Genomic DNA, 17,148 nt, shown 5'->3' on the forward strand with positions numbered 1-17,148 from the left:
AACACTAAAAAGCCCGGCAGAGATGCCGGGCTTTTTGCTGCGTTTGAAAGAGCAGCGCTTACTTGCGGTCCGCAATTACCCCGATCAGCACCAGCACCACCAACAGCACCGGCGCCAGGCTGTAGTTGTTGAACTGGCTCAGGCCACGCACTACCCAAGGCGTGGCATAGATCAGCGCCGCGCCGCTGCCCACGGCGCACAGCAGGGCGATGAGCGGGATGCGCAGAGCGCCTGTGATGCCGCTGATTCGCTGTTCCAGCCAGCCTTTGATGTCCGAGCCGAACAGCACCAGCAGGCAGCCCACCAGCGCGAGCGCGATTTCCGAGAGATTGCTGCGGCTCCAGCGCGAGACGGTGGCGAGCAAATCGAGTACGAAATCCATGCAGGGTCCTTAGATCAGAAAGTATTGCAGCAGGTCGTTGAGGAACAGCTGGCCTTGCGGCGTGGCGATCAGGCGTGTCGGGTCCTGGTGCAGCAACCCCTTTTGTTCAGCCTGTCGACGCGCCTCGGTCAGCGAATCGAGGCTTAGACCGGTTCTTTTACGAAATAACGCAGCGTCCACTCCATTTGTCAGTCGCAATGCATTCATCAAGAATTCAAACGGCAATTCATCGAGCGGCAACAGCTTTGCCCCGGCCTGAAACGGCTTGTCCGGGTTCAGGTAATCCTTGGGCAGCCGGGTCTTCCAGGTACGCATGATGCGTCCGTCCGGATGGCTCAACTTGCTATGTGCGCCTGCGCCGATACCGATGAAATCTCCGAATGCCCAATAGTTGAGGTTATGCCTGGCCGGTTTTCCGGGCTGTGCATAAGCCGACACTTCGTATTGCGCGTAGCCATGAGTGGCCAGCAACTGCTGTCCGGTTTCCTGAATATCCCAAAGAATGTCGTCTTCGGGCAGCACCGGTGGCTGATTCCAGAACACCGTGTTGGGCTCCAGGGTCAGTTGATACCAGGACAGATGAGTCGGCGCGAGGGCAATGGCCTGGCGCAGATCGGCCAGCGCTTCGTCCTGGGACTGGTCCGGCAGACCGTGCATCAGGTCCAGGTTGAAGTTGTCGAAACCGGCCTGACGCGCCATATCGGCAGCCCGAATCGCTTCGTCGCCATTGTGGATGCGGCCCAGCGCCTTGAGTTTGGACTCCTGAAAGCTCTGAATGCCGATCGACAGTCGATTGATGCCCAGACCGCGATAGGCGCTGAATTTGACCTGTTCAAAGGTGCCGGGGTTGGCTTCCAGGGTAATTTCGATGTCGCTGGCAAAGCGGATGCGTTGTTCCACGCCCTTGAGCAGGCGGCCCAGTGCGTCTGCGCTGAACAGGCTTGGCGTACCGCCGCCAAAGAAGATCGATTGCAGTTCGCGGCCATAGACGTGCGGCAGGTCAAGGTCCAGGTCGGCGAGCAGGGCGTCGACGTATTCCTGTTCCGGCAATACCGGGCTGGCAGTGTGCGAATTGAAGTCGCAGTACGGGCATTTGCGCACGCACCACGGAATATGGATGTACAGCGACAGCGGTGGCAGGTGCGGCAGCGCAGGGCGTGGGCTTTCTGACGAGAAACCGCTCTCGCCGAGAAACAGCGGCTGCGCAGGCGAATCGTGGGTCATTGCAGACCCAGGCGTTGCCGCAACAGGACCATGGCGCGGGCGCGGTGGCTGAGCTGGTTCTTCTCGCTCGGGCCGAGTTCGGCGCTGGAGCAATTGCGCTCCGGCACCCAAAACAGCGGATCGTAGCCAAAACCGTGTTCGCCGCTGGCTGCGTGCAGGATGCGCCCATGCCACAGGCCTTCACACAGAATCGGCAGCGGGTCGTCGGCGTGACGCACCAGTGCCAATACGCAGACAAATTGTGCGCCACGCTGCTCGTCCGGCACGTCTTTGAGCGCCTCCAGCAGCTTGGCGTTGTTGGCGGCATCGCCCTTGCCCTCGGCATAGCGAGCGGAATAGATACCCGGCGCACCGCCGAGGAAATCCACCGCCAACCCCGAGTCGTCGGCCAGCGCCGGCAGCCCGGACAGGCGCGAGGCATTGCGTGCCTTGAGGATCGCGTTTTCGACGAAGGACAGGCCGGTTTCTTCCGGCTCTACCAGGCTGAACTCACTGACCGAGCGCAGCGTTACGCTGCCGCCGAGCATGGCCTGGAGTTCCTTGAGTTTGCCGCCATTGTGGCTGGCCAGTACGAGTTGTGTGAGGTTCATGGTTGGCCTGTCGTGGTGCTTGAAAACGGTCGGTTAAACGGCAATCTTGTGGTCTGTCAGCCCAGGGCTGGTGACCCGGTAGATGCCGATTTCACCCAGAAGGTTGGGCCAGAGTTTACTGGCCCAGCCGTGACGATGCTGTTGATCGACGGCCAGCCTGTCGAGCACCTTTGCATCGCGTTCACGGCATAGTTCTTCGAAGTCGCCGAAGGTGCAGAAGTGGATGTTCGGCGTGTTGTACCAGGTATACGGCAGGAATTCGGACACCGGCATGCGGCCCTTGCTCGCCAGATACCAGCGGCAGCGCCAGTGACCGAAGTTCGGAAAGGTGATGATGCACTGACGCCCGACGCGCAGCATCTCGTCGAGGATTCGGTCCGGGTAATGCACAGCTTGCAGGGCCTGGGTCATGACCACGACATCGAAGCTGTTGCTGGCAAAGTTGCCCAGCCCTTTGTCGAGGTCCTGCTCGATGACGTTGATGCCCTTGGCGACACACTCGGCAATGTTGGCAGCGTCGTTTTCCAGTCCGTAGCCGGTGACCTGCTTGTGGTCACGCAGCCAGGTCAGCAATTCGCCGTCACCGCAGCCCAGGTCGAGCACGCGGCTGCCCGCGGGAATCCATTCCTGAATGATTTCCAGATCGGCTCTCATGGCGTCCTCACAACGAAATTCGGTTCATGTAATTACCGAAAGCCTGCAAGTAGCGCGGAATCGGGATCAAAAAGGCGTCGTGGCCTTGAGGTGCGTCGATTTCCAGGTAACAGACGTCCTTGCGTGCGGCCATCAGTGCGTCAACCAGTTCCCGCGAGCGGGCCGGCGAGAAGCGCCAGTCGGTAGTAAACGACATCACGCAGAATTTGGCGGTGGCATTGGCGAAGGTCTTGGCCAGATCGTCGTTGAAGTTGGCGGCAGGGTCGAAGTAATCCAGCGCTTTGGTCATCAACAGGTAGGTATTGGCGTCGAAACGCCCGGAAAACTCCTCACCCTGATAGCGCAGATAGCTTTCGACCTGAAACTCGACGCTGTGGAAGTCGTAGTTGAGTTTTTCGCTCTTCAGACCACGGCCGAATTTCTCGCCCATCGAGTCATCCGACAGGTAGGTGATGTGCCCGACCATCCGTGCCAGCATCAGGCCGCGTTTGGGGATCACTCCGCGCTCCTGAAACGAGCCACCGTGGAATTCAGGGTCGGTGAGAATGGCCTGACGTGCCACCTCGTTGAACGCGATGTTCTGTGCCGACAGCTTGGGGGCCGAGGCGATTGCCAGGCAATGGCGCACGCGATCCGGGTAGCTGATGGTCCATTGCAGTGCCTGCATGCCACCCAGGCTGCCGCCAATGACCGCTGCCCAGGTGTCGATGCCGAGCAGATCCGCCAGCCGGGCCTGGCTGTTGACCCAGTCTTCCACGGTCACCACCGGGAAGTTGGCGCCCAACGGCTTGCCGGTGTCCGGGTCGATACTGCTCGGGCCGGTAGAGCCGTTGCAGCCGCCCAGGTTGTTGAGGCTGACGACGAAGAACGTGTTGGTGTCGATAGGCTTGCCAGGGCCGATGCAACTGTCCCACCAGCCCGGTTTGCGGTCATCGGCGCTGTGGAAGCCTGCGGCATGGTGATGCCCGGACAGCGCGTGGCAGATCAGCACGGCATTGCTGCGTGCGGCGTTGAGCTGACCGTAAGTTTCGTAAATCAGGTCATAGGCCGGCAACGAACGACCGCACGCCAGCGCCAGAGGCTCGCTGAAGTGCGCCGTCTGTGGTGTGACCAGTCCGACAGAATCGTGAGGGAATACCGTGGGCATCGACCCTGCTCTCGCATAAATGAGGCGTAAGTCTAAAGACCGCGGGGTGCAGCGGCAATAAGCGATGTTGTGAGGCACAAATCAGCTGCACCTCGGGACAGGACGCAGAGCGTCCAGAACGGCATGCGACGCGGAGCGTCGCACGATAGTTGAGGTTATCGTTCCTCACGCTCCAGCGTGGAACAAGAGTGCTTACATCAACAGCCGCAGCACATCCGGCATGCCGCTCATGGCGGCGAGGTTGTTGATGACCAGCATGTCCAGCAACTTGAGTACCAGAAACGCCAGGATCGGCGAGATATCCAGCCCGCCCAGGTTAGGGACGATCTTGCGAAACGGTGCCAGGGCAGGCTCACAGATCTGGTTGACCAGCTCTGCGCCGGGGTTGCTGCTACCCGGTGCTACCCACGACAGAATCACGCTGATGATCAGGGCAAAGAAGAATATCTTCAGGAACAGTGCGGTGACGCCGATGATCGACCAGAGCAGCAGGTGCAGCGGATCGCCCGTGGTGCCGAACATCAGCAGCAGGGTCAGGGCCATCAGGATCATCTGCACGATGATCGCCAGTACCAGCGAAGACATGTCCAGCCCGCCCAGGCTTGGGATAATGCGCCGCAGCGGCTTGAGCAGCGGCTGGGTGGCGCGCACGATGAACTGGCACAGCGGGTTGTAGAAATTGGCCCGCACCAGTTGCAGCACAAAGCGCAACAGCACGATCAGCAGGTAAAGACTGCCAAGCGTTTGCAGGACGTAAATTGCAGCGGTGTTCAATCCGATCATCGATCTGCTCCAGAAAACCCGAAAATTATTTGCCCAGTTGCTCAGCCAGCTCGGCTGCACGGTGATCTGCGGCAGTCAGTGCCGTTTCCACCAGTGCTTCGAAGCCGCCTGCCTGAAATGCCTTGATGGCCGCCTCGGTGGTCCCGCCCGGCGAGGTGACACGACGACGCAGCTCGCCCGCACCCACATCACTGCCGGTCGCGATCAGTGCCGAGCCCAGTGCGGTTTGCAGGGTCAGCTTTTTCGCGATGTCTTCCGGCAGGCCCAGTTTTACACCTGCCGCGGTCATCGCTTCCATCATCAAAAAGAAGTACGCAGGGCCACTGCCGGACACCGCTGTTACAGCGTCCATGTGTTTTTCCTGCTCGACCCAGACTGCCACACCCACGGCCGACAGCAGTTGCTCGGCCTGCTCGCGTTGTTCGGCAGTGACCTTGTCGGTCGCATACAGCCCGCTGGCACCCTGACGCAGCAGTGATGGGGTATTGGGCATGCAGCGCACCACCGGCTGATCGCCAAGCCATTGAGTCAGGCTGGCGCAGGTAATGCCGGCTGCGACCGAAACAATCAACTGATTGGCTTCAAGGCTGGACTTCAACGCCTGGCAGACGTTTTTCATCATCTGCGGCTTGACCGCCAGCACCACGACATCTGCGCCCTTGATCGCCTCGGCGTTGTCGGCAAATACCTGGATGCCATGATCGTTGGCGATGCGTTCGCGGGTTTCGGCACCCGGCGCGCTGGCACAGATCAGTGCCGCGTCCACGCCTTGGGCGCGCATGCCGCCGATCAGGCTGGCAGCCATGTTTCCGGCACCGACGAAGGCAATACGAGTCTTGCTCATGAAGGGGTCCTTATGGGGAAGGTTATGGCTGACCATAGTCGCGGGCGCCAAAGAGAGCTGTGCCGATACGCACCCAGGTTGCGCCTTGTGCAATGGCGGCTTCCAGGTCGTGGCTCATGCCCATGGAAAGTGTGTCGAGCGCCAGGTTCAATTGCTCCTGCAACGTGCGCACAGCGGCGAACGAGGCATGCTGAGCCGCAGGGTCGTCTGTGGGCTCGGGGATCGCCATGAGGCCACGCAATTTCAGTCGCGGCAGGGCGATGATGGCGGCGGCCAGTGTCGGCAGGTCCTGAGGCGTGCAGCCCGACTTGCTGGCTTCGCCACTGACGTTCACCTGAATGCAGATGTTCAGTGGTTCAAGCGCCTCGGGGCGTTGCTCGGACAGGCGTTGGGCGATTTTCAGGCGGTCCACGGAATGTACCCAGGCGAAGTTCTCGGCGATAGCGCGCGTCTTGTTCGATTGAATGGGGCCGATGAAGTGCCAGCACAAGGGCAGGTCGCTCAGTTCGAGCTGTTTGCCCAATGCTTCCTGTAAATAATTTTCGCCAAAGTTGCGCAAGCCTGCGGTGTAAGCTTCACGCAAGTCGCCGGCGGGCTTGGTTTTGCTCACCGCCAGCAGGCCGACGGACGCCGGTTCGCGGTTGGCGGCGAGGGCTGCGTCGCGAATTCGTTGTTCGAGCGTTGAAATGTTCGCTGCTATCGTGGACATTGATTTGCGCCAGCAGGGCTAAAGTCTGCGGCATTCTATGTGATTGAGGAGCTGTATGGATATTACCGAGCTGCTGGCCTTCAGTGCCAAACAGGGCGCGTCGGACTTGCACCTCTCTGCAGGTCTGCCACCGATGATCCGCGTCGACGGCGATGTGCGGCGTATCAACCTGCCCCCGCTGGACGCCAAAGAGGTCAAGGCGCTGATCTACGACATCATGAACGACAAGCAGCGGCAGGATTTCGAGGAGCGTCTGGAAACCGACTTTTCCTTTGAAGTGCCGGGCGTTGCGCGTTTTCGGGTCAACGCATTCAACCAGAATCGCGGCGCAGGCGCGGTGTTTCGTACCATTCCCTCGAAAATCCTGAGCATGGAAGACTTGGGGATGGGCAGTGTGTTTCGGAAGATTACCGACGTGGCACGCGGCCTGATTCTGGTCACCGGGCCGACCGGCTCAGGCAAGTCGACGACGCTGGCGGCGATGATCGACTACCTCAATTGCAACAAGCATCACCACATCCTGACCATCGAGGACCCGATCGAATTCGTTCATGAATCGAAGAAGTGCCTGGTCAACCAGCGCGAGGTGCACCGCGACACACTGGGTTTCTCGGAGGCGCTGCGCTCGGCGTTGCGTGAAGACCCTGACGTGATTCTGGTCGGCGAGATGCGTGACCTGGAGACCATTCGCCTGGCGCTCACCGCGGCTGAAACCGGTCACCTGGTGTTCGGCACGCTGCACACCACGTCAGCAGCCAAGACCATCGACCGGATCGTCGATGTATTTCCGGCTCAGGAAAAATCGATGATTCGCTCGATGCTCTCCGAATCGCTGCACGCCGTGGTTTCGTAGGCGCTGCTCAAGAAGGTCGGCGGCGGACGCGTGGCAGCGCATGAAATCATGATGGGCACCCCGGCCATCCGTAACCTGATTCGCGAGGACAAGGTGGCGCAGATGTATTCGTCTATCCAGACCGGCGGTTCGATGGGCATGCAGACGCTGGACATGTGCCTGGCCGATCTGGTGAAGAAGGGGCTGATCACCCGCGAAAGCGCGCGCGAACGTGCCAAGGTGCCGGATAACTTCTGATCGCAGGGAGGCTGCAGGAACGAAAAAGGGGTCTTGAACGCGTTCAAGACCCCTTTTTCAGATGCAGCTTGCGGACTGCGGATTCACGTCAGTATCAGCGCTGAACCACGCGCATCTGGCCGGGCTGTTTTGGCAGAACGCGCTTGGCGATCTTGTAGTGACTGTTCCAATACGGTTTGTTCAGCGTATCGACAGTTACCGCCTTGCCACGGCGCGGCGCATGAACGAACTTGTTGTCGCCCAGGTAAATGGCGACGTGGTTGATGTTGCGGCTCTTGATATTGAAGAACAGCAGGTCACCGGGTTTCAGATCCTTGCGATCCACCGTCTGACCATGACCCTGGGCCATTGCATTGGAGGTGCGTGGCAGGTCGACCTCACGGACATCCGTGTAGGCATATTTGACCAGCCCGCTGCAGTCCAGGCCCTTGCCGGGCGTGGTGCCGCCCCAGCGGTAAGGCGTACCGACAGCCTGCAGGGCGCGTTTTACGACGGCATTGCCCTGTTTGGCAGGGACAGCAGCCGACGCCTGCAAGGTGGCCTTGCTGGCGTTCTTGCGTGAAACAGGCTTGGAGGCGCGGGCGTTTTTGGGGTGAACGGGTACTGGTGTGGCTTCCTGAGGTGCATTGCGAGTCGCGAGTGCCGGTGAAGAGTGACTTTTGGCGGTGTAGCCCGTGAAGCTCGCAGGAAGTTGTTGCTCACGATTGGTGGCGTGGGCGGCCAGTGGCATAAAAAGGCAAATGGTTAGCCATGTCTTGAAAAAAGGACGCATTCGGCAGGGCTCGTAGTGGTCAGCGCGCAACTTTATAACAGCTTTTTCGGAAAATCTGACCCCATTTGTCGAGCGCATCACACTGGTATCATTGCGTTTTATGCGACAGACTCTTTCTTTTTTCTTGCTAATCCCTTTAACGACAAGGGCTTGGCGGCATAAAACCGCCTCGTGTGCCATACGTCGGAAGAGGGAAACCAAGTCACAAATTTGTTATGTATTTTTTTCTATCAGCGCAAAGAGGGTAAAAATGAACGCCTATCGTTCGGACACGCACAGCAAGGTCATGGGCTACCTGATGTGGATTTTCGGGTTCCTGGGGGCGCATCGCTTTTACTACGGCAAGCCGGTGACCGGGACCCTCTGGTTCTTCACCTTCGGTCTGTTTGGTATCGGCTGGCTGATTGACCTGTTTCTGATCCCTTCGATGGACCGCGAAGCCGACCTGCGCTTTACCTCGGGTTCCACCGATTACAGCCTGGCGTGGATCCTGCTGACCTTCCTGGGCCTGTTTGGTGTACACCGCATGTATCAGGGCAAGTGGATCACCGGCATTATCTACCTGTGCACGGGCGGGTTGTTTCTCTTGGGGATTCTGTATGACTTCTGGACCCTGAATGACCAGATCTCGATGAAGAACGCCCAGCGCGGGTGAGGCTTGCTCAGCGGCGGACGCAGAGCGTCAGGGCTTCTGCCCGCAGGGTGTGGGAGCGAACTTGTTCGCGAAAGGGCCGTTACATTCACCGAAAGTTAATCGATTGAATTACAGTCTTCGCGGACAAGTCCGCTCCTACAGAAGGCCCATCATTAAAGCCTCTGGTCGAAGGGCGTGGGAGCGAACTTGTTCGCGAAAGGGTCGTTACATTCACCGAAAGTTCATTGATTGAATTACAGTCTTCGCGGACAAGTCCGCTCCTACAGAAGTCCCATCATTAAAGCCTCTGGCCGAAGGGCGTGGGAGCGAACTTGTTCGCGAAAGGGCCGTTACATTCACCGAAAGTTCATCGATTGAATTACAGTCTTCGCGGACAAGTCCGCTCCTACAGAAGCCCCATCATTAAAGCCTCTGGCCGAAGGGCGTGGGAGCGAACGTGTTCGCGAAGGGGCCGTTACATTCACCGAAAGTTCATCGATTGAATTACAGTCTTCGCGGACAAGTCCGCTCCTACAGAAGCCCCATCATTAAAGCCTCTGGCCGAAGGGCGTGGGAGCGAACTTGTTCGCGAAAGGGCCGTTACATTCGCCGAAAGTTCATCGATTGAATTACAGTCTTCGCGGACAAGTCCGCTCCTACAGAAGCCCCCTCATTAAAGCCTCTGGCCGAAAGGCGTGGGAGCGAACTTGTTCGCGAAAGGGCCGTTACATTCACCGAAAGTTCATCGATTGAATTACAGTCTTCGCGGACAAGTCCGCTCCTACAGAAGCCCCATCATTGAAGCCTCTGGCCGAAGGGCGTGGGAGCAAACTTGTTCGCGAAAGGGCCGTTACATTCACCGAAAGTTCATCGATTGAATTATACAGTCTTCGCGGACAAGTCCGCTCCTACAGAAGCCCAATCATTAAAGCTTCTGCCCGCAGGGCGTGGGAGCGAACTTGTTCGCGAAGGGGTCTTTATGATCGTCGAGAATACATCGACTGACACACTGTCTTCGCGGACGAGCGAAGCGTCGCCCGGTCCGCTCCTACAGGGGTCTCGCTCTCCTTCGTTGGTCTGAGCGTAGTGCCTCAACGGCTGTAGCTGATCCGTCCATCCACCAGCGTATAGCGTACCGAGCCGGGCAGGCAGTGGCCGATGAAGGGGCAGTTCTCGCCTTTTGACAGCCAGGTCTCGCCCGCAACCGTCGAGGCGGCAGGGTCGAACAGCACGATATCCGCTGGCGCTCCTGCGCTGAGCTTGCCGGCTGGCAGGCGCAAGGCGGCGGCAGGGCCGCTGCTCAGGCGGGCGATCAGGGTCGGCAGGTCGAGCAGGCCGTCATCCACCAGCGTCATGGCCAGCGGCAACAGCAACTCCACGCTGCTGATGCCCGGTTCCGTAGCGCCAAACGGCGCCAGCTTGGCGTCACGCTCATGTGGCTGGTGATGGCTGGAAATCGCCTGAATGACACCCGACTTCACTGCCTCACGCAGGCCATCGCGATCGGCGCGGGTGCGCAGTGGCGGCTGGACGTGATAGAGGCTGGAGAAGTCGATCAGCGCCTCGTCAGTCAGAATCAACTGATACAACGCCACATCCGCTGTCACTGGCAGACCACGTGCCTGCGCCTGGGCAATCAGCGCCGCACCACGCGCACTGGTTAACTGGCTGAAATGTGCGCGCACACCGCTTTGCTCGACCAGCAACAGGTCGCGAGCCAGCGCCACTGTCTCGGCCGTCTCGGGGATGCCCGCCAGACCCAGAAACGCCGCCGTCGCGCCATCGTGCGCCAGACCACCTTCGGCCAGATCACGATCCTGCGAATTGAAAATCACCGTCAGGTCGAAGGTGGCCGCATATTCCAGCGCCCGGCACAGCGTACGGGTGTTGCTGAAGCTGCTCAGACCGTTGCCGAACGCCACGCAGCCTGCGTCGCGCAGGGCGATCAGCTCTGCCAGTTGTTCGCCTTCCAGGCCCTTGCTCAGTGCGCCGACAGGAAACACCTTGCTGAAACCGGCTTCACGGGCGCGGTCCAGAATCAGTTCGGCCACCGCCGAGGTGTCGAGCACCGGTTTGGTCTGCGGCGGGCAGCACAGGCTGGTCACGCCGCCTGCCACCGCCGCGCGGGTTTCGCTGGCGATGCTGCCTTTGCGGCTGTAGCCCGGCTCGCGCAGGGACACGTTGAGGTCGACCAGACCGGGTGCTGCGACCAGTCCTGCAGCATCGATGGTCTGGGTGGGCTCGAAACCCTCCGGGGCGGCACCGATAGCGGTGAGCTTGCCTGCTTCAACATGCAGGTCGGTAACCTGATCCATCCCGCTGACCGGGTCGATGACGCGAGCGCCGAGGATGCTGAGCTTCACTGGGCGTTCTCCTGTTCGAATTGACGTTGTGCGTTTTGCCCGCTCATGGCCATGGACAGCACCGCCATGCGGATTGCGATGCCGTAGGTCACTTGATTGAGAATCACCGAATGCGCGCCGTCGGCCACTGCCGATTCGATCTCCACGCCGCGGTTGATCGGGCCGGGGTGCATGACAATCGCATCCGGCTTCGCGGCCGCAAGGCGCGCGGTGGTCAGGCCGAACAGGCGGTAGAACTCGCCTTCGCTGGGCAGCAGCCCACCGGTCATGCGTTCGCGTTGCAGGCGCAGCATGATGACCACGTCCACGTCCTTCAAGCCTTCGTTGAGGTCGGTGTAGACCTTCACCCCATATTGTTCGACGCCGACCGGCAGCAGGGTTTTCGGCCCTATCACGCGGATGTCCGGGCAGCCGAGCGCCTGGAGCGCGAGCATGTTGGAGCGCGCTACCCGTGAATGCAGGATGTCTCCAACGATGGCCACCGACAGGTTTTCAAAGCCGCCCTTGTGCCGACGAATCGTCAGCATGTCGAGCATGCCCTGGGTCGGGTGTGCGTGGCGGCCATCGCCGCCGTTGATGATCGCGACATCCGGGCATACGTGTTCGGCGATGAAGTGCGCAGCGCCCGAATCTGCGTGACGCACAACGAACATGTCGGCGGCCATCGCCTCAAGGTTGCGCAAGGTATCGAACAGCGTTTCGCCCTTGCTGGTGGACGAGGTCGAGACGTTCAGCGTGATCACGTCGGCCGACAGCCGCTGCGCAGCCAGTTCAAAGGTGGTGCGGGTACGGGTGGAGTTCTCGAAGAACACGTTGCACACCGTCTTGCCGCGCAACAGCGGGACTTTTTTCACCGCCCGCGCGCCGACTTCAAGGAACGAGTCAGCGGTGTCGAGAATTTCGGTAAGCAGCTCGCGGGGCAAGCCGTCCAGAGACAGAAAATGGCGCAGCTGGCCCTGGTGGTTGAGCTGCAGCGGGCGCTTGGCGTCGAGAGGCGTCATCGCAATGGACTCTTAAAGGGCGGTGGAGAGGTCTTGAAGTTCGAGCGCCAGCGGCTCTGGGCCGGACAGCTTGATGCGTTCATCGGGTGCCAGCGACAGAGTCGCGCCAACCACATTCGGGCGGATCGGCAGTTCACCGGCGTCCAGGTCCAGCAGGCAGACCAGCGTAACGCTGGCCGGGCGACCGTAGTCGAACAGTTCATTGAGGGCGGCGCGGACGGTACGACCACTCATCAGCACGTCGTCGATCAGCACCAGATGCTGCCCTTCTATTTCGAACGGCAGGTCCGAAGGTCGCACTTGAGGGTGCAGGCCGTTCTGGCTGAAGTCATCGCGATAGAACGAAACGTCCAGGGTGCCGAGCGGAGCGGGGTTGTTCAGTGCCTTGAGCAGCGCCTGGGCAACCCATACACCGCCCGTGCGGATACCAATGAAACGAGGGTCGCTGATGCCGCGCTTGCTCAGGTGAGCGTTCAGGTCAGTGGCCATCTGACGAATCAATTCGGCGGGATCGGGCAGGCTCATATTTGCTCCTTTGAGGCTCGGGCAGCGTCCTTCCCAGACTGTGTAAAAACTACTGCGCTTGGCAATACTGCGTTAAAAACAGGCGAAAAATGCTCATTTAGAACACTTAAACTCCGCTTTTTCGCCTGTTTTTGCCTTGTCTTGCCTTCGCTCGTGACGTTTTTACACAGCCTGGTCCGTGGCGGAGTGCTCAAGCGATAACGTGGAATCCGGGTATCTCGAAGCGATAAAGGCAGAAAAAGTCACACATTCAACAGCTCGGGGTGCTCGTCCAGCCAGCCTTGCAGAAGAAGCGCAGCAGCAATGGCATCCACCGGATTATTGCGGTAGCTGCCTTTCTGGCCGCCGCGAGCCATGCGCTCGCCCTTGGCTTCGAAGGTGGTCAGGCGTTCATCATGGGTGTAGACGGTTACACCAAAGCGGCCGTTGAGCTTGCGCGAAAACTTTTCCGCGCGCGCGCTCATGTCGCTGGGCGTGCCGTCCATGTTCAACGGCAGGCCGACCACGATGGCGTCAGGTTTCCATTCGTTGATCAGTGCCTGAACCTTGTCCCAGTCCGGCACGCCATTCTGCGCCTTGAGCGTACAGAGTTCACGTGCCTGACCGGTAATGGCCTGACCGACCGCAACGCCGATCTGTTTGGTGCCGTAATCAATCCCCAGCAGCAGCCGTAAAGCGGCCATCAAGCGTGTCCTGCCTGGGTCGATATGAGGTTGAGATTGATGCCCAGGCGTCTGGCTGCCGCATCCAGGCGTTGCTCGCTGTCGACATCGAACAGGATGGCCGGGTCAAACGAGCAGGTCAGCCAGGCATTATCGGCCATTTCCGCATCCAGTTGGCCTGCGTCCCACCCTGCGTAGCCGAGGGTGATCACATTTTGATCAGGCCCGTAGCCATCGGCGATGGAAAACAGCACGTCCTGTGAGGTCGACAGCGAAATCCCGCCGGGAAGATTGACTGTGGCCTGAAACGTCTGGCCACTGGGATGCAGGACAAAGCCGCGATCGGTCTGCACCGGGCCACCCGAATGTATGGCGATTTCCTGGCAGCGTTTGGGCGCAGGAAGCTCCGGTCGCAGTTGTTCGAGTACATCCGCCAGGGTCAGGCTTTGCGGGCGGTTGATCACCAGCCCCATTGCGCCATTGGCGTTGTGCTCGACAACGTAGGTCAAGGTCTGAGCAAAGTTCTCGTCGTGCATGTGCGGCATGGCGATCAGGAACTGGTGCTTTAGATAACTCGGGGAGACTTTTTTCATGAGTCCTAGTTTGGCGTTGCCTTGCGCGCCTGACAACTGACACTTGTACGTGTCGAGTGTCAGTTTGCAAAAAATTCAATTACTCGACAGCTTGTCGCCGCGTGCAAATTTCCAGGTGCGGATGATCTCCAGCCTGTCGATGTCGGCCAGATCGCCGGTGAACGGCGCAAAAGGTGCCGCCAGACGCACGATTCGTTGTGCTGCCTGATCCAGCAAAGGTTGCCCTGATGATTCAAGCACCAGCACTTCATACAACGAGCCGTCGCGATTGATTGACACAAGAAGTCGCAAATTGCCGTAGATCTGCTTGCGTCGTGCTTCTTCAGGATAGTTCAGGTTTCCGACCCGCTCGACCTTCTTGCGCCAGTCGTCCTTGTACCAGGCACCTTTGTCGCGCATGGTCGAGGCCGCATTGAGGCGGTGGATCTTCGGGCGCTTGGCATAAAGCTGCTGCTCGGTCGACAGTTCGGCTTCCAGGCTGGCAATTTCATTGCTCAGCTCCAAGCTGTCAAAGGTCGGTGCGGCCTTGGTGGTTGGCTCGGGCTTGACTTCATCGCGCTTGGCGACGGTTTTCTGCTGGCTGGGCGCAGTGGTCGCGACGGCAGTCTTTGGCGCTTCCTGCTTGACCACCGGCTTGCTGGCCGGAGGCGGGGTGACCTTGTTGACCTTGGTGTCCTGATACGGCGCCAGTTCGGTGGTCTTGAGCGTTTCGGCCTTGTCCAGCGTGCCACTGCCCTGCTGATCGTCCTGTGCCAGGAAATCCGCCTGTTTAGGCTTTTCTTCACTTTTGAACGTAGCGAGGGTGATTTCCAGGGTCTGCGAGATCTGCTCCGGCTTTACATAGGTGAAACCCACGCCAAGGATCACCGCGAGGTGGATCAGCGCCGCGATCATCATGGTAAAGCCCAGGCGATCGGCAGGACGCACACCCACATTGGCGAGTTCGAGGGGAAGGTCGTTTCTGGCCATGGATGTCATTGGCGGTTCAGCATCTCGTCAGCCTGCATGTCAAAATCCGTGTCGTGTTACAGGTGGCGCATGATAACGCAATGTACGGCGAAGCTCTGTTGCGGATCAGACGAAGGGACGCCGCGGCGCACGGTTTGATCCGTGGCCAGCGGGGTCAGTCGTTGATCAGCCCCTGCGCGCCTGCAGCTTCTTATCGATCGCATCTATTAAAAGGCCACCAATATTGGTGCCGAAAGCATTGTCGATTTCGCGGATGCCGCCCGGGCTGGTGACGTTGATTTCGGTCAGGTGCTCACCGATCACGTCGAGGCCGACGAACAACAGGCCTTTTTCGCGCAGGGTGGGGCCGATCTGCTCGGCGATCCAGCGGTCCTTGTCGCTCAGCGGACGGGCTTCGCCACGCCCGCCTGCGGCCAGGTTGCCACGTGTTTCACCTGCGGCAGGGATGCGCGCTAGGCAATACGGGACTGGTTCGCCATCGACCATCAGGATGCGCTTGTCGCCGTCCTTGATGGCGGGCAGGTAGCCCTGCGCCATGATTTGCTGTGTGCCATGAGCGGTCAGGGTTTCAAGGATCACCGACAGGTTCGGATCGCCCGCCCGATGGCGGAAGATCGACGCGCCGCCCATGCCGTCCAACGGCTTGAGGATGACGTCGCCGTGCTTTTCGGCGAATTCGCGAATGATATCTGCGCGGCGACTGACCAGGGTCGGCGGGGTGCATTGGGGGAACAGCGTGGCGAACAGCTTCTCGTTGCAGTCACGCAGGCTCTGCGGCTTGTTGACGACTAGCACGCCTGCACGCTCGGCCTGTTCCAGCAAATAGGTGGCGTAGACGAATTCCATGTCGAACGGCAGGTCCTTGCGCATCAGGATCACGTCCAGGTCGTCGAGACCTGCGTCGACTTCGGCTTCGAACTCGAACCATTTGGCCGGATCGGCAAACACCTTGAGCGGCTTCATGCGCGCGCGGGCCTGGCCAGCGTCCTGATACAGGTCTTTCTGTTCCATATAGAACAGAGACCAGCCGCGTTCCTGTGCGGCAAGGAGCATGGCCAGCGAGCTGTCCTTTTTATAGGAAATGCGCTCAATGGGGTCCATGACAATCCCTAGGCGAACGCTCATGGGCAATATCCTCTGATCGGTAAGGGCCGCAACGGCCGTAAAATTGGCATCAGGGTGGCGTTCCGTTTGCTCCGGGTCAAGGGGCAGGCCCGCCACGGTGCGCTTTATGGATTGAGTCTGGAGAGTATGCTAAAAAGGCTCGGCATCCGGTTTTCGATCCTTGGGGATCAATGAAGCGATACCGTCAGGCTCCCAGTGCCTCGCAGAATGCGCAAAAATTCGCTGCGGCGATGGAAGAGCAGCTATGGAACAACACGCCTCCGCCTTGAAAGTCATGGTCATCGATGACTCGAAGACCATTCGCCGCACCGCCGAAACACTGCTTAAAAACGCAGGTTGTGAAGTCATCACTGCGATAGACGGTTTCGACGCGCTGGCCAAGATTGCCGATAACCACCCACGAATCATATTCGTAGATATCATGATGCCGCGTCTGGACGGTTATCAGACGTGTGCGCTGATCAAGAACAACCGCGCATTCAAGTCCACGCCGGTCATCATGCTGTCCTCCAAGGATGGTCTGTTCGACAAGGCCAAGGGGCGGATTGTCGGTTCCGATCAGTTTTTGACAAAGCCTTTCAGCAAGGAAGAACTGCTCAGCGCGATCAAGGCTCATGTGCCGGGCTTCGTTGCAGCAGAACATCACATATCATGACGCCCGCGCCCGATGTGGCACGCTCGTAACCTGACGGGGAACACCCATGGCTCGAATATTGATCGTCGATGACTCGCCGACTGAAATGTACAAACTCACCGGCATGCTGGAAAAGCACGGTCATGAAGTGCTCAAGGCCGAAAATGGCGCTGATGGCGTGGCCTTGGCCCGTCAGGAAAAACCCGATGCAGTGCTGATGGACATCGTTATGCCCGGGCTCAACGGCTTTCAGGCCACGCGTCAGCTGACCAAGGATGCCGACACCAACATGATCCCGGTGATCATGATCACCACCAAGGATCAGGAGACCGACAAGGTCTGGGGCAAACGCCAGGGCGCGCGGGATTACCTGACCAAACCGGTGGATGAAGAAACCCTGATGAAAACCCTGAATGCGGTGCTGGCCGGCTGATTGCCGGAATCGCC

19 protein-coding genes and 1 pseudogene are annotated in these 17,148 nt (G+C 59.4%); 4 read left to right on the forward strand and 16 right to left on the reverse strand.

Going from position 1 to position 17,148, the window contains the following annotated elements; all coding sequences use genetic code 11:
- Positions 1-58: 58 nt before the first annotated feature.
- The 8 genes from FFH21_RS02160 to FFH21_RS02195 form a co-directional block, all read right to left on the reverse strand.
- Positions 59-382, reverse strand: coding sequence for a DUF3392 domain-containing protein (locus FFH21_RS02160; RefSeq protein ID WP_002551720.1), 324 nt, complete (start codon positions 380-382; stop codon positions 59-61).
- A 9-nt stretch (positions 383-391) separates the two neighbouring features.
- Complete coding sequence (gene hemW, locus FFH21_RS02165; RefSeq protein WP_011167494.1) at positions 392-1,606, reverse strand: radical SAM family heme chaperone HemW; 1,215 nt, start codon at positions 1,604-1,606, stop codon at positions 392-394.
- On the reverse strand, positions 1,603-2,196 hold the full coding sequence (gene rdgB, locus FFH21_RS02170) for an RdgB/HAM1 family non-canonical purine NTP pyrophosphatase (RefSeq protein WP_004654385.1): 594 nt from the start codon (positions 2,194-2,196) through the stop codon (positions 1,603-1,605). The genes hemW and rdgB overlap by 4 nt, the downstream gene beginning before the upstream one ends.
- Positions 2,197-2,229: 33 nt before the next feature.
- Positions 2,230-2,850, reverse strand: coding sequence for a methionine biosynthesis protein MetW (metW, locus tag FFH21_RS02175; protein ID WP_004666458.1), 621 nt, complete (start codon positions 2,848-2,850; stop codon positions 2,230-2,232).
- Positions 2,851-2,857: 7 nt separating this feature from the next.
- On the reverse strand, positions 2,858-3,997 hold the full coding sequence (locus FFH21_RS02180) for a homoserine O-acetyltransferase (RefSeq protein ID WP_011167495.1): 1,140 nt from the start codon (positions 3,995-3,997) through the stop codon (positions 2,858-2,860).
- Positions 3,998-4,189: 192 nt separating this feature from the next.
- Positions 4,190-4,780 (reverse strand): YggT family protein, encoded by a 591-nt coding sequence (locus tag FFH21_RS02185; RefSeq protein ID WP_004666457.1) that lies wholly within the window; start codon positions 4,778-4,780, stop codon positions 4,190-4,192.
- Between the two features lie 25 nt (positions 4,781-4,805).
- The gene (gene proC, locus FFH21_RS02190; RefSeq protein ID WP_019740614.1) at positions 4,806-5,624 is read right to left on the reverse strand and encodes a pyrroline-5-carboxylate reductase; all 819 of its coding nucleotides are present in this window, start codon (positions 5,622-5,624) and stop codon (positions 4,806-4,808) included.
- Positions 5,625-5,646: 22 nt separating this feature from the next.
- Complete coding sequence (locus tag FFH21_RS02195) at positions 5,647-6,333, reverse strand: YggS family pyridoxal phosphate-dependent enzyme (protein WP_004666456.1); 687 nt, start codon at positions 6,331-6,333, stop codon at positions 5,647-5,649.
- 55 nt (positions 6,334-6,388) lie between these two features.
- On the opposite strand from FFH21_RS02195, the pseudogene FFH21_RS02200 reads away from it, so the two are divergent.
- Positions 6,389-7,423: pseudogene (locus tag FFH21_RS02200) on the forward strand (type IV pilus twitching motility protein PilT).
- A 94-nt stretch (positions 7,424-7,517) separates the two neighbouring features.
- Here FFH21_RS02200 and FFH21_RS02205 read toward each other — a convergent pair.
- On the reverse strand, positions 7,518-8,195 hold the full coding sequence (locus FFH21_RS02205) for a C40 family peptidase (RefSeq protein ID WP_019740415.1): 678 nt from the start codon (positions 8,193-8,195) through the stop codon (positions 7,518-7,520).
- Between the two features lie 250 nt (positions 8,196-8,445).
- On the opposite strand from FFH21_RS02205, the gene FFH21_RS02210 reads away from it, so the two are divergent.
- Complete coding sequence (locus tag FFH21_RS02210; protein ID WP_004666455.1) at positions 8,446-8,850, forward strand: TM2 domain-containing protein; 405 nt, start codon at positions 8,446-8,448, stop codon at positions 8,848-8,850.
- A 1,070-nt stretch (positions 8,851-9,920) separates the two neighbouring features.
- On the opposite strand, the gene FFH21_RS02220 is transcribed toward FFH21_RS02210, so the two are convergent.
- From FFH21_RS02220 to gshB, 7 genes are all read right to left on the reverse strand, one after another.
- Positions 9,921-11,192: a dihydroorotase gene (locus tag FFH21_RS02220; RefSeq protein WP_004654402.1), complete on the reverse strand. Its 1,272-nt coding sequence runs from the start codon at positions 11,190-11,192 to the stop codon at positions 9,921-9,923.
- Positions 11,189-12,193: an aspartate carbamoyltransferase catalytic subunit gene (locus FFH21_RS02225; RefSeq protein WP_004666454.1), complete on the reverse strand. Its 1,005-nt coding sequence runs from the start codon at positions 12,191-12,193 to the stop codon at positions 11,189-11,191. Before FFH21_RS02225 ends, FFH21_RS02220 begins: the two co-directional genes overlap by 4 nt.
- A gap of 12 nt (positions 12,194-12,205) precedes the next feature.
- Positions 12,206-12,718, reverse strand: a complete 513-nt coding sequence (gene pyrR, locus FFH21_RS02230) for a bifunctional pyr operon transcriptional regulator/uracil phosphoribosyltransferase PyrR (RefSeq protein WP_002551733.1) — start codon at positions 12,716-12,718, stop codon at positions 12,206-12,208.
- A 242-nt stretch (positions 12,719-12,960) separates the two neighbouring features.
- The gene (gene ruvX, locus FFH21_RS02240) at positions 12,961-13,401 is read right to left on the reverse strand and encodes a Holliday junction resolvase RuvX (RefSeq protein WP_004666453.1); all 441 of its coding nucleotides are present in this window, start codon (positions 13,399-13,401) and stop codon (positions 12,961-12,963) included.
- On the reverse strand, positions 13,401-13,973 hold the full coding sequence (locus tag FFH21_RS02245) for a YqgE/AlgH family protein (protein WP_002551735.1): 573 nt from the start codon (positions 13,971-13,973) through the stop codon (positions 13,401-13,403). Before FFH21_RS02245 ends, ruvX begins: the two co-directional genes overlap by 1 nt.
- A 75-nt stretch (positions 13,974-14,048) precedes the next feature.
- On the reverse strand, positions 14,049-14,951 hold the full coding sequence (locus tag FFH21_RS02250) for an energy transducer TonB (RefSeq protein ID WP_041924402.1): 903 nt from the start codon (positions 14,949-14,951) through the stop codon (positions 14,049-14,051).
- Between the two features lie 156 nt (positions 14,952-15,107).
- Positions 15,108-16,067 (reverse strand): glutathione synthase, encoded by a 960-nt coding sequence (gene gshB / locus FFH21_RS02255; protein ID WP_011167499.1) that lies wholly within the window; start codon positions 16,065-16,067, stop codon positions 15,108-15,110.
- A 244-nt stretch (positions 16,068-16,311) separates the two neighbouring features.
- Between gshB and pilG the strand changes: the two genes are divergently transcribed.
- Both pilG and pilH read left to right on the forward strand, forming a co-directional pair.
- Complete coding sequence (gene pilG, locus FFH21_RS02260) at positions 16,312-16,722, forward strand: twitching motility response regulator PilG (RefSeq protein WP_004654414.1); 411 nt, start codon at positions 16,312-16,314, stop codon at positions 16,720-16,722.
- A 46-nt stretch (positions 16,723-16,768) separates the two neighbouring features.
- The gene (gene pilH, locus FFH21_RS02265; protein WP_002551739.1) at positions 16,769-17,134 is read left to right on the forward strand and encodes a twitching motility response regulator PilH; all 366 of its coding nucleotides are present in this window, start codon (positions 16,769-16,771) and stop codon (positions 17,132-17,134) included.
- The last annotated feature ends 14 nt before the right edge of the window (positions 17,135-17,148 follow it).

Source organism: Pseudomonas sp. KBS0707, from assembly GCF_005937945.2.
Taxonomy (GTDB): Bacteria; Pseudomonadota; Gammaproteobacteria; order Pseudomonadales; family Pseudomonadaceae; genus Aquipseudomonas; species Aquipseudomonas amygdali.